Origin of the sequence: Yinghuangia sp. ASG 101 (genome assembly GCF_021165735.1) — a bacterium.
GTDB lineage: Bacteria > Actinomycetota > Actinomycetes > Streptomycetales > Streptomycetaceae > Yinghuangia.
Window position 1 is genome coordinate 1,026,008 of the sequence record NZ_CP088911.1, and the last position, 11,818, is coordinate 1,037,825.

11 protein-coding genes and 1 pseudogene are annotated in these 11,818 nt (G+C 70.3%); 4 read left to right on the plus strand and 8 right to left on the minus strand.

What is annotated here, in order from left to right; all coding sequences use genetic code 11:
- Positions 1-95 precede the first annotated feature (95 nt).
- A complete protein-coding gene (locus tag LO772_RS04005) occupies positions 96-674 on the minus strand; it encodes a TetR/AcrR family transcriptional regulator (RefSeq protein ID WP_231776948.1) in 579 nt (192 codons plus the stop codon).
- A 344-nt stretch (positions 675-1,018) separates the two neighbouring features.
- Here LO772_RS04005 and LO772_RS04010 point away from each other — a divergent pair, with 344 nt between their 5' ends.
- Positions 1,019-1,927: a zinc-binding dehydrogenase gene (locus tag LO772_RS04010; protein WP_231776949.1), complete on the plus strand. Its 909-nt coding sequence runs from the start codon at positions 1,019-1,021 to the stop codon at positions 1,925-1,927.
- 57 nt (positions 1,928-1,984) lie between these two features.
- Positions 1,985-2,743: pseudogene (locus LO772_RS04015) on the plus strand (IS982 family transposase); the annotation flags it as partial.
- Between the two features lie 177 nt (positions 2,744-2,920).
- On the opposite strand, the gene LO772_RS04020 reads toward LO772_RS04015, so the two are convergent.
- The 4 genes from LO772_RS04020 to LO772_RS04035 form a co-directional block, all read right to left on the minus strand.
- The gene (locus tag LO772_RS04020; RefSeq protein WP_231776950.1) at positions 2,921-3,283 is read right to left on the minus strand and encodes a VOC family protein; all 363 of its coding nucleotides are present in this window, start codon (positions 3,281-3,283) and stop codon (positions 2,921-2,923) included.
- Between the two features lie 552 nt (positions 3,284-3,835).
- Entirely contained in the window at positions 3,836-4,162 is a 327-nt protein-coding gene (locus LO772_RS04025; RefSeq protein ID WP_231776951.1) for a DUF397 domain-containing protein, read from the minus strand.
- A gap of 84 nt (positions 4,163-4,246) precedes the next feature.
- On the minus strand, positions 4,247-4,444 hold the full coding sequence (locus tag LO772_RS04030; protein ID WP_231776952.1) for a DUF397 domain-containing protein: 198 nt from the start codon (positions 4,442-4,444) through the stop codon (positions 4,247-4,249).
- Positions 4,441-5,331 (minus strand): helix-turn-helix domain-containing protein, encoded by an 891-nt coding sequence (locus tag LO772_RS04035; protein ID WP_231776953.1) that lies wholly within the window; start codon positions 5,329-5,331, stop codon positions 4,441-4,443. Before LO772_RS04035 ends, LO772_RS04030 begins: the two co-directional genes overlap by 4 nt.
- Positions 5,332-5,584: 253 nt before the next feature.
- On the opposite strand from LO772_RS04035, the gene LO772_RS04040 reads away from it, so the two are divergent.
- Together LO772_RS04040 and LO772_RS04045 are read left to right on the plus strand one after the other, a co-directional pair.
- A complete protein-coding gene (locus LO772_RS04040) occupies positions 5,585-6,091 on the plus strand; it encodes an ATP-binding protein (RefSeq protein WP_231776954.1) in 507 nt (168 codons plus the stop codon).
- Between the two features lie 548 nt (positions 6,092-6,639).
- Entirely contained in the window at positions 6,640-7,884 is a 1,245-nt protein-coding gene (locus LO772_RS04045; protein WP_231776955.1) for a glycoside hydrolase family 1 protein, read from the plus strand.
- A 93-nt stretch (positions 7,885-7,977) separates the two neighbouring features.
- Here the strand turns inward: LO772_RS04045 and LO772_RS04050 are convergent, their stop codons facing one another.
- From LO772_RS04050 to LO772_RS04060, 3 genes are all read right to left on the minus strand, one after another.
- A complete protein-coding gene (locus LO772_RS04050; protein ID WP_231776956.1) occupies positions 7,978-8,730 on the minus strand; it encodes an SDR family NAD(P)-dependent oxidoreductase in 753 nt (250 codons plus the stop codon).
- Between the two features lie 96 nt (positions 8,731-8,826).
- A complete protein-coding gene (locus LO772_RS04055) occupies positions 8,827-9,738 on the minus strand; it encodes a PaaX family transcriptional regulator (RefSeq protein WP_231776957.1) in 912 nt (303 codons plus the stop codon).
- 780 nt (positions 9,739-10,518) lie between these two features.
- Entirely contained in the window at positions 10,519-11,751 is a 1,233-nt protein-coding gene (locus LO772_RS04060; RefSeq protein WP_231776958.1) for a metal-dependent hydrolase family protein, read from the minus strand.
- Between the last annotated feature and the right edge of the window lie 67 nt (positions 11,752-11,818).

The following is an 11,818-nucleotide window of genomic DNA, read 5'->3' on the forward strand; positions in this document are numbered from 1 at the left end:
CCCGATCGAACGGGGCGCCGCTCGTACGCTCGCCCGGACCCCGCGCCAACGGCCGCGCCGACAACCGCCGCGTTCTCCCCCGAGCGGCCGTACCGTCAGGAGCCGCCGCCCTCGCACCCCACGACCGCCGCCGCCACGTCCCGCACCGCCCTCCGGAGTCCGTCCACACCCCCGGCGGCGATCGTCGCCCGCACCAGCCCACTGTCGAAGGCCCCGAGCAGCACATGCGCCAGGAACCGCGCGTCCGCACCGGGCCGCAGCGCGGCAACGAGGGAGGTCACGTGGTCGTGCCACAGCCGATACGTCGGATCCTGCTGCCGGTCCGCCGCGCACGCCTGCTCCTGGGCGGCCATCAACGCCGTGTTGCGGGCGGCGAGCCGGGCCAGTTCGTCGAGGAACGCGGCAAGCCGGTCGGCAGGGGGCGCACCGGGGCCCAGCGGCGGCGGCCCCGACGCGATCCCCACCCGGATACGGGCCGCACGGTCGGCCAGCAGCTCGCCAAAAAGTCCCGTCCGGCTGCCGAACCGCCGGAACACCGTGCCCTTTCCGACCCCGGCCGCGGCGGCCACGCGGTCGAGTGAGACGTGTTCGGGGCCGAGTTCGTCGAGCAGGTGCTCGGCGGCCCGCAGAATCGCCGCACGGTTGCGCGCGGCATCGGCACGTTCGGCGGCCACACGTTCTCCTTTCCCCGACTTCGCACGACAGGGCATGAGCGGAGATCCCCGGCGACGAACCCGGACCCGTCACGCGCCGTCGCCGACCCGTCGACCCGATCCAAACCGCCCGCCCGCCCACCGAGTCACCGCCCCCACGGCAAGCCGACCGGCCGACAGGTTCACCCCACATCCCCTCCACGCGCCCAAGCGGCAGCTTTCGCCCACCGGTCCGCTTCACCGACACCCGCGACGGACCCCGGACGTCAAACCGGGGCTGGCAATCGGACCGGCAGTCCGCATACTATCGCGCGCATCAAGCGGACCGTCGGTCCGTTTCCCTCCCATCCCCCTGGAGGTGGATCGTGCACGCCCTGATCGCCGACCCCGCGACTCCCGCCGGATTCCGGCTCGCCGACATCCCCGAACCGGCCCCCGGCCCCAACCAGGTGCTGATCGAGGTCGGCCATGTGTCCGTCAACCCCGGCGAGGTGCGACACCTCGGCTTCCAGCCCCCGGGCGGCGTCCTCGGCTACGACGCGAGCGGCCGAGTCGTCCGGGCCGCGGAGAGCGGACGAGGCCCGGCCGTCGGCGACCACGTCACCGCCTTCGGCGCGGGCGCGTGGGCCCGGCGCGCGGTCTTCGACACCGACAGCGTGGCGGTCCTGCCCCCGGGCTTCGACCCCGCGACCGCCGCCGCGCTGCCCCTGGCCGGCATCACCGCGCTGCGCAACCTGCGGGCCGCCGGCGTCGGCGAAGGGACGCGGCTCCTGATCACAGGAGCGTCCGGCGGCGTCGGCCCGCTCGCCGTCCAACTCGCCCACCGTTTCGGCGCGTTCGTCACGGCGGCGGTGGGCTCGGCAGCACGCGCCACCGGGCCGGCGGAATTGGGCGCGGACGTGATCGTGACGTCCCTCGCCGACGTCGCCCACCCGCAAGACGTCGTCATCGACCTCGTCGGCGGCCCGCACCTGGTCGAAGCCTGGACCCTGCTGCGCCCCGGCGGCGTCCTGCAAAGCGTCGGGTGGGCGTCCGGCGAACCGGCGGTCTTCCCCGTCAACTCCACCTTCGTCCCCGGCCCCGCCAAGACACTGCGGTCCTTCGGCGACGCCTCCGCCCCGGGCGCGGACCTGGCCGATCTCGTCGCGCGCATCCACGACGGCACCCTGACCGTCCCGATCGGCTGGCACGGCTCGTGGCACAACTTCACCGAAGCGGCCGACGCGATGCGCGACCGCCGCCTCCACGGCAAGGCGGTGATGGTCGTCGACTAGAGGATTGATTCCCAGGGATGTCCGCGGGCATGAGGCGAGGTCGTCCAATCTCGGTGTGTGAAGACAGAGTTGGACACCCTCGCCGCCGCACTCGACGTGCGGATCGACGATTGGTTGAAGGCTTCACCGCATCTGCCGCCGCAGCGGCCGCGTGTGGGGATAGCCCCGAAACTCAGTGACGCGGAGCTGATGACGCTCACGGTCGTGCAGGCCCTGCTGGGGCTTCGTCTCGGAGGCGCGCTGGCTGCGGTTCGCTCGCGCGCACCTGCTCTCGATGTTCCCCGCGCTCCCGCAACAGCCGGGCCGGAACAAGCGCCTACGCACGGCGGATGCCCGGCTCGCGCGGGCGATCCGGATGCTCGCGGCCGACACCGCGCTGTGGACGGACGACGTGTGGATTGTCGAGTCCACTCCCGTCGAATGCGCCCGGCCCCGGGAGACGGTCAAGCGCTCCGACCTGGCCGGATGGGCCGAATACGGTTACTGCGCCAGCCACGCGCGCTTCTTCCGGGACCTGCGACTACGGGCGCGAGTTCGAACGCCGGCTCGCCGACACAGGTCTGCGACTGCTCCGGCCAGCGCGCGCGGGCGAGCCCGCGCGCGCCGCAACACCCCTGTTCAGACCGCTGCGGCAGCTGGTCGAGTCGGTCAACCAGACAACTCAAGGCCCAGCTCGACCTCGAACGACGCGGCGGACGCACACCCACCGGCGTGGTCGTCCGCATCCTGCGACGACTCCTCGCCCTGACCGCCGCGATCTGGCACAACGACAACACCGGTGCCCCACAGATCCGATCACTGACCGCCTACGATCACTCACCCTTGGAATCATTCATCCAGGCAGTTTTGTTTGAATCAGTTGGTCCACAAGCAGCGCAACCGTCGAGCGGTGCGTCAACCCCTGAAGCAGTGGCGCGGCATCGCCACCCGCTACGAGAAGACCGCGACGATCTATCCGGGCGGTTTCCACTGCCCGATGAGCACCTTCAATCCTCAGACGTGACTGTGGACGTTGATGACACTTCCGTCGGGTGCCTGAACGAAGAAACGCCGAATGCCCCACGGCTCCGTGGTCAAGGGATAGACGACCGGGTACCCCTGGCGCTCGGATGCGGCGTACGCGGCATCAACGTCCTCGACTTCGACCGCCAGCGCCGTACGGGAGGTATGAGGGTCCCATGAGTCCGCGGCGGGAGAAACCACGGTCATCTGTGCCGTCGGATTACTCGGCGAGGCCAACATCAAGAAGCCCGGCTCGTCCATACGCACGTCCATCCCCAGGAAGTCGCCGTAGAAGCTTCGGCTCTCCTCGATGTCCTGGGTGACGACATTGGGCATGATGCGACGGATCGTCATGCTCACACTGTAGCGAGGTCCGCTCCAACAACTTGATCCCAACGACAGGCTCCGGCTGGTGCGGAGACCGGATCGTTGACCGGGCTGCCGGTTGGGGGTTCGGGGTGCCTGAAGCCGGGTGAATGACGGCAACTCTCGTCCGGTGTTCGGGGGTTCGACGGCAGACTCGCGCGCTTCGCGTCTGCCTGCGTCGGCGCGACCCCCGCGCTCGGGACCCGGCCTCCTCGCAGCCCCACGCCCCGAACGCGCGCGCGTCCGCCGCGAGAAGGGCGTTCGTCACGGCGGGCGCCCCCGCACACAAGCCGCCCGACCCATCCCCTGCGACGGAAGGCGACGGTCTTCATCCCCGGCCGACCCGCGACCCCTGACCGGCTCTGCCACCGAACCGCCCAACGCCGGAGGGATGTTGCGGACACGCGATCCGCCACCGGCACCCCGAGGAACGTTTCCGGTCACAGCACCGGGCGAAGCCTGCCAGGGCCTCGGGCCACACAGCTCCCGGAGTTGGGAGGAGGGCATGCCGGGCCGGCCGCCCTGACTCGCCGGGTGCGTTCAGGCCGTGTGGCGAACGGAGTTGGTGAGGGCCGACCAGTGGGCGGCGGAGAAGGAGAGGATGGCGAGGTCGGGGAGCTTGGAGTCGCGCACGCGCAAGACGGGCGGCGTCGCGGCGACCTCCACGCAGTCACCGCCACCCGATCCACTGTGGCTGCTCTTGATCCATGTGGTGGCGACCTCAACGCAGTTGCCACCGCTCGCGCTGTAGCTGCTCTTGGTCCAAGTCACCGCGACCTCAACACAGTTGCCGCCTTCGGGGCCGCTGTAGCCGCTCTTGGTCCAAGCGAGGCCTTCGACTTCGCGGACGGGTTCCATCACACTCATCACTCCCCCTTGCCGACGATGGCTGCCGGAGGCGACCGTTTCAGCGAACGGACCAGCCTGCGACCGGTGATGACGCTGCGCTGTTCAGGCGGTGTCGCGAATGGAGTCGGTGAGGGCAGCCCAGCGGATGGCCGGGAAGGCGAGACTGGCGAATTCGGGCAACTTGGAGTCGCGCACGTGCATGACCGTCGGCGCCGCAGCGACCTCAACACAGTCACCGCCACTCGGACCGCTGTAGCTGCTCTTGACCCAGTACCCGCGCAGGTTCTGCTCAGCGTTCATCGGTCTCCGATCAACTTCCCAATGAGCCGCGCGGACTCGTCGATGTTCAACGCCATTGAGCGTAGCGTGCCGTAGCGAAGCGTGAGCCTGCCGACCGTACTCGGCTCGCTTACCACGTGACCGACCCCCTGTGATTCGAGGTACGCGTATCGACGGTTCTCGAGCGTCTCCAACACTACAAACGGGCCTTCGAGTCCGGGGTGGAAACGGGCATGAACGGGCATGACCTGAATTTCTGCCTTGCGCAACTGCGAGACTCTGAGCAAGTACCGCAACTGTTCCGCCATCACTTCCTCGTCGCCGACGACGCTGCGCAGCGCAGCTTCCCCGATGACGAACGACAAGTTCACGACCGGCTCTCGGCTGAGCAGCCGCTGCCGCGCGAGGCGTCCTTCGACGCTCTGCTCAACCTGGTCCTCGTTCAGTTGGGGCACATGGCCGGCGAACATCGCCCGCGCGTATCCCTCCGTCTGCAACAACCCAGGTACCAGCAGCGGATCGAATGAGAACCTGCTCAGCGCTTCCATCTCGATCTGCGCGAAGTCCTGGAAGAACATAGGAAGTTTCGCCAGGTCGACATCATCCTGCAGGATCGCCAGCGTCCCCATCGCGTTCAACACCTCCTCCGCCGCCGTCGTGAACGCGATCTTCGCCGGCCGCCTGCCCTGCTCCACTGACGCGACCTGATCCACCGAGTACCCAACCCGCTCCGCGAGTTGTTCCCGCGACATCAGCGCCCGCGTGCGGAACATCTTCACCAGCTTGCCGTACCCGACCCAGATTCCCGGCAGGTCATCCCGCCGCTCGCTCGGCTTCGCCCGGCACGGCCCCTTTCCGACCGTGTGGCCGTTGAGGTTGTCCCCTTTACCCGCCTTCGCCGCTGTCATGTTCAACACCCGCCCCACCGTTGTGTGTTCCGTGCGCCGGTCCTCTCGACGGGTCTCCGCCACCGGCAACTTCCAGCCATCTCACAATATTCGGTAGTCAAGCGGTCACCCAGCGAAATGGAATACGCTTTCGAGCGGTTTGGCATTGCGGCGCGTACAGATTGGGACGCGGCACGTACAGGGCGCGTACAGGGCTCTGGTCGGGACTGTTGCGCACTGCCCTCGTCGCTGCCTCCCGACGGATCCTTCCGGCATGAAATTCCCGTTCACGCGTCCGGATTCCGCCCCACCCCACGCCACCCCACCCTTCACGATGGCCGAACTCCCCACCCCCCACATCGAGTTCGCCATGACCTTGGAAAGCTCCCCCTACGGTGCCCGGCTCGCCCGCCAACTCGCCGTCGCACAACTCACCCTCTGGGGCGTCCGCCAAGTCCCCGGCCTCTCCGGCTCCGTCGCCATCGTCACGGCCGAACTCGCCGCCAACGCCACCCTCCACGCGACCGCCCCCGGCGACACGTTCGAACTCCGCATGTCCCTCCTGGGCGACCGCATCCGCATCCAAGTCACCGACCCCAGCCCCCACCGCCCCTTACCCGCGACCGCGACGACCCCCGCCCCGGACACCGCCCCCGACACCGACGCCATTTCCGGCCGAGGCCTCCTCCTCGTCGCCACCTGCGCCGACCGCTGGGGCTGGACCACCACCGATTCCCCACCCACCAAATCCGTCTGGGCCGACCTCACCCTGACCCCGTGAGCCCCTGACCCGACCCGCCATGCGCCGCTGTCACCAGGGATGACGACGTCTCCCGAAGCGGTGGCGGCTTCTGCGAAAGTAGCGAACTCGCCTCGGAGCGGGGGTTGTTGTGTCGCTGACCTTTGTGGGCACGGTTCCCGAGGGCCGCAAGAAGGCGTGCCCGAGCCTGTGGGATGACGCCGCCCGGCAACACCGTCGTCCAAGACGGGAACCCGGACGGCCACGTCTTGACCCAGTGCCCGGGCCTGAGTACGACGCACGGTGGGGGCCGTTCCCACGCGTCCGCGGTCGGGCCGTCGTGCGGGTGGCGGGTGATACGCGGCCCCGGGTGCCGGTTCCGGTGTCGGACGGCGGAGGGCGGGGCGGGGGCGGGGCGGGGGCGGAGGAGGTTACGGCAACACACGGCAATTCCTGGCCAATCGTGGCTTGGGCCGAGCAACATGCAGCGACGCCGCGTTTCCCCGTCCGCGAGACCCCGCGGCGACCGCTGCCCGGCCCCTACGGCCGTTCTCAGCCCTCGGCCACCGCAAAGGAGCGTGCAACCGCCCATGTCCTTCCCCGACGGTTTCCTGTGGGGCTCCGCCACGGCCGCCCACCAGATCGAGGGCAACAACCTCGCCAGTGACTTCTGGGCGCTGGAGCACGCCGCGAACTCGCGGTTCGCCGAGCCCAGCGGGGACGCCTGCGACCACTACCGGCTGTTCCGGGAGGACATCGCGCTGCTGGCCGATCTGGGCCTGAACAGCTTCCGGTTCTCGATCGAGTGGGCGCGGGTCGAGCCGGAGGACGGGTTCTTCTCCGACGCGGCGCTCGCGCACTACCGCGACGTGCTGGAGGCCTGCCACGCCTCCGGGGTCGTCCCGGTGGTCACGCTGCACCACTTCACCAGCCCGAAGTGGCTGATGGGGCTGGGCGGTTGGGAGTACGAGCGGACCCCCGAGCGGTTCGCGGCGTACTGCCGCACGGTCATGGCGGAGCTGGGCGACCTCATTCCGTACGCGTGCACGCTCAACGAGGCCAACATCGGCCGCGTCATCCGCCGGATCGTGGCGAACCTCGGCGAGGGGCGCCGCCCTCGCGTCGAGCAGGCGCCGGTCGGCCTCGGCGAAGGCCCCGGGGCGTCGCAGCCTGGCGGGCGGGCGCCCGAGGGGCACTTCCTGTCGCAGTTCAGCGACACCGCGTTCGACGTCATCACGCGGGCGCACACCGCCGCCCGCGCGGTGATCCGCGAGGTCAGCCCGCACACCGAGGTCGGCCTGACGCTCGCGCTGCAGGACGTCCAGGCGCTCCCGGGCGGCGAGAAGGCCGCGGAGGAGGTCTGGGCCGAGTTGTTCGAGGACTTCCTGCCGGCCATCGCCGGGGACGACTTCCTCGGCGTGCAGAACTACTCGCGGATCCGGGTCGGCCCGGAGGGCGTCGCGCCGGTCCCCGAGGACGCCGAAGTCACGCAGATGGGCTACGAGTTCTATCCGCAGGCGCTCGGCAGCGTACTGCGCGCCGCCGCGTCGGCGGGCCTGCCGCTGATCGTGACGGAGAACGGTCTCGCGACCGACGACGACGCGCGCCGCGTGGCGTTCGTCCGGAGCGCGCTGGAAGGCCTGGAGCGCAGCCTCGCGGACGGCGTGGACGTCCGCGGCTACCTGCACTGGACGCTGCTCGACAACTTCGAGTGGATGCACGGCTTCGCCCCGAAGTTCGGCCTGATCGCGGTCGACCGGGCCACGCAGCGCCGCACGGTCAAGGAAAGCGCCCGCTTCCTGGGCGCGATCGCCCGCCGCAACGCCCTCGCCTGACCGCCGGCGAGGACGGCGGCGAGAGCAACAGGAACGGCGCCCGCCGACCGGTCCAACCGGTGGGCGGGCGCCGGGAGTTCGCGGTGGCTCCGGTCAGGGCACCACGTAGCCGCCGTCGACCGGCAGGCCGACCCCGGTGATGAACGACGCCTCGTCGCTGGCGAGGAAGAGCATCGCCGCGGCCAACTCCTCGGAGCGGCCCCAGCGGTGCATCGGCTGCGCCTTCATGATCGAGTCCGTCGGCTCGGCGTCCGGGTCGCTGCTGGCCAGGCCGGTCCAGGTCATGCCGGGGCAGATGGCGTTGATGCGGATGTTCTTGGTCGCGTAGTCGAGCGCGGCCGACTTGGTCATCTGCAGCACGCCGCCCTTGGCCGCCGCGTACACCGAGTGCCGCTTCCACCCGACGAGCGACGCGGTCGACGCGGTGTTGACGATCGATCCGCCGCCGGTGCGCAGCATCGACTCGATGCCGTACTTCATCCCGAGGAACACGCTCTTCAGGTTCACCGCGAGAACGTCGTCGAACGTGGCCTCGTCCTGCTCGACGAGGGGCTTGCGCGGCCCGCCGTAGCCGGCGTTGTTGCACAGCACGTCGAGGCGCCCGAACCGGTCCTCGGCGGTGGCGATCATGTTGCGGATGTCGTCGGCGAACTGCACGTCGGCGTGGACGGCGACGGCCGCCGCGCCGATCTCGGCCGCGACGGCGTCCTGCGCGCCGCTGCGGTCGGCACAGACGACCTTGGCGCCCTCGGCGGCGAACAGCAGCGCCGCCGCCTTGCCCATACCGGACCCTGCGCCGGTGATGACGGCGACTTTGCCGGCGAGCCGGCCTGTGGTGCTGACCATCGTTGCTCTCAGCTCCTTCGTGGGAGGGGGGGGTTGACCTCGGCGCGACGGCCGGGCGCGTACGGACGCGGCTCCGCGGGATCCGCGCGGCCCGCGTCACGACGGCGCGCGGGCGCTGGTGCGGCGTCCGACCCGGGCCGCGAGTTCGGGGGCTCCGTGTTCGACGAGCAGTTGCCCGACGCGCGCCTCGGCGAGCGGCCCGAGCGAGTCGTAGGTGCGGACGAACACCGCGCGCGCCGCCCGGCTGGGCCAGCCGTGGGGCAGCAGGTTCTCGGGCAGTTCGGGGTCGCTGCTGACGATCTGGCGCCAGAAGTCCTTCGCCACGGTGCGCGTCACCAGGGCCTCGGCCGTCCCGACGTGTCCGCGTGCGACGCGCTCCAGCAGGGGCGTGTACTCGGCGACGAACTCCTCGTAGCCGGCGCGGATGGCGTCGAGGTCCCACGCCGTCAGCGGGTCGCCGGCGCCCGCCGCGTAGGTGACGGTGGAGCGCAGGACGGTCGCCTTGCCGGCCGCGACGCTCTCCAGCAGTTCGACGGTCTGCTCGTGGTCCGCGTGCGGGGACATCCACACGCCGTCGTGGACGGCGGCGTACCCCAGGAAGCGCAGGCGCCGCCGCAGCACCGCCCGCACCCGGCGCTGTTCGTCGGGCACCGAGAAGATCACGGTGGTCCACAGGCCGTCCCAACTGCGGTCCCCCGTACCGGAGTCCACGACGCGGCGCTGGGTCTTCTCCATGGCCCGCGCCACGGTGGGGGCCATCGTGTAGAAGGTGCGGCGGCCCTGTTTGGCGGCCTCCAGCACGCCGCGCCGGGCCAGCCGCCCGATCGCCGCGCGGGCGCTCACCGGGGTGATGCCGAAGTCGCCGAGGAGGGCGACGAGCACCGCCGACGGCAGGGGCTCGCCCGCGTCGAACCAGTAGTCGCTGAACAGGCCGAGGATCAGATGCTGCGGGTTCGACCCGATCTGCTCCCGGGGCAGATCGATTTCCGCGAGGATCCGGGCGGTCATCCGCGTGGAGGTACCGGCGGGCGGCGCCGGAGGAACGCCGCCCGCCGGAAGGCGGGGCGGAACGGAGCGGTCACACGGGCATGTCGTACGGCCATCGGGTGCTGCGCCCTCCGTTCACGCGGTGGTCGGGTCGGTGGCGGACGGCTGCGCTCGTCCGCGGACGCCGGTGCGACCCCGGCATCAGGGTGTCGTCTTCGCTCCGGCTCGCCGTCATACTACGCACATTGATGGTGCATCCGCTAGATATCTGTCGTCTATCGCTGCTCTCGCGAGGCCACCCCGCACGGAACGGCCACGCCCGGCCCCCACCGGTCACCCCGGGCCCCGTGGGCCACCGCGGCCGGTAGTGGACAGTTGTGGACCCCAGTCGCCATCACCGCGCATTACTTCGCACCACCCCTCTCGGATGGCCCACGGCACCGATTCTCGGCCGATGGCGTTATCGTCCGGCATCCGGCTGCCGATGGTTGCCCACCACACCCGATTCCGGGAGGGTGCGTGCGGTATTGGCGGATAGCCGGTCCGGTTCGTCGGAGCGCCGCGATTTCCGGCGCCCCGCAACGCCGGAGCGATCCCCATTTCCGTTGCGCGAGAATCGTATTTCCGAATTCGAGAAGTGCGCGTCGCACAAAGCCGCGCGGTCGTTGCGCCGACCGTCCTCCGGAAAACACGGCGGGCCTTGGCAGCTCTCCCCGTGGGAAGAGCCGCCAAGGCCCGAATGCCGAATGCCGCGAGGCCGGCGGACGACGAGGACGCGCCCCGCCGCACGCCCGCACGGTCTCAGCCGGTGAAGTGCTTGCCGCCCTTCATGACGTACTTGACCCGCTGCGTCACCGAGATGTCCTCCAGGGGGTTGCCCGGCACCGCGATGACGTCGGCGAGCAGGCCCTCGGCGAGACGGCCGCGGTCGTCGGCGTCGATCAGCTCGGCCGCCAGCGTGGTCGCGCCGCGCAGCACGTCCAGCTCCGGCAGACCGCGGCTGACCAGCGCGACCAGCTCCAGCGCGTTCTTGCCGTGCGGGATCGCGGGCGCGTCGCTGCCGACCGCGATCTTCACCCCGGCCTTGTACGCCGCGAGCACCGAGTCCTTCGCCTTCGGGAACATCTCGGCGGCCTTCGCCTTCAGCTCCGGCGTCGCCTGCTCCAGAACCTCCATGCCGTCGGCCAGCGCGGTGGTCGCGACCAGCCACGTCCCACGCTCGACCATCAGCTCGATCACGTCGTCGTCGATGAGGAAGCCGTGCTCGATGCAGTCGATCCCGGCCTCGACGACCGCGCGGACCGCGTCGGCGCCGTGCGTGTGCGCGGCGACCTTGAGGCCGCGGCGGTGCGCCTCGTCGGCGATCGTGCGCAGTTCCTCGTTGGAGTAGTGCTGCGCACCGGCGTGGCCGGTGTGCGACAGGACACCACCGGAACCGCAGGTCTTGATGACCTGGGCGCCGTGCTTGATGTTGTGGCGGACCGCGCGGCGGATCTCGTCGACGCCGTTGGCCAGGCCCTCTTCGACCGACAGGTTGAGGACGTGCGGGGCGAACGCGCCGAACATCGTCGGGTCGAGGTGGCCGCCGGTCGGGGTGATCGCGTGCCCGGCGGGCACGATGCGCGGCCCGTCGACCCACCCCGCGTCGATCGCCTTCATCAGCGCGACGTCCAGCAGGTAACCGCCGGTCTTCACGAACAGACCCAGGTTGCGGACGGTCGTGAAGCCCGCGCGGAGCGTACGACGGGCGTTGCCGACCGCGCGCATCATGCGCAGCGGCGGGTCGTCCTTCATCTGGCCGGTCTCGGCGACCTCGCCGCGCCCGCCCATGAGGAGGTTGACCTCCATGTCCATCAAGCCGGGCATCAGGATCAGGTCGCCGAGGTCGACCACATCGCCTTCGGGCTTGCCCCCGACGCCGACTATGCGGTCCCCCTGGATTTTGAGGATGCCCGGCCGGACGACCTCACCCTTGTCGATGTCGAGGAGACCGGCGGCTTTGAGCGTGAAGGTCTTGTTCTCTGATGACGGCATCGCTGTACTCCTTAGCGCACAGGGCGCGGGCGGCTTGCTTCGGCTTGCAGACCACTCACATATGAAC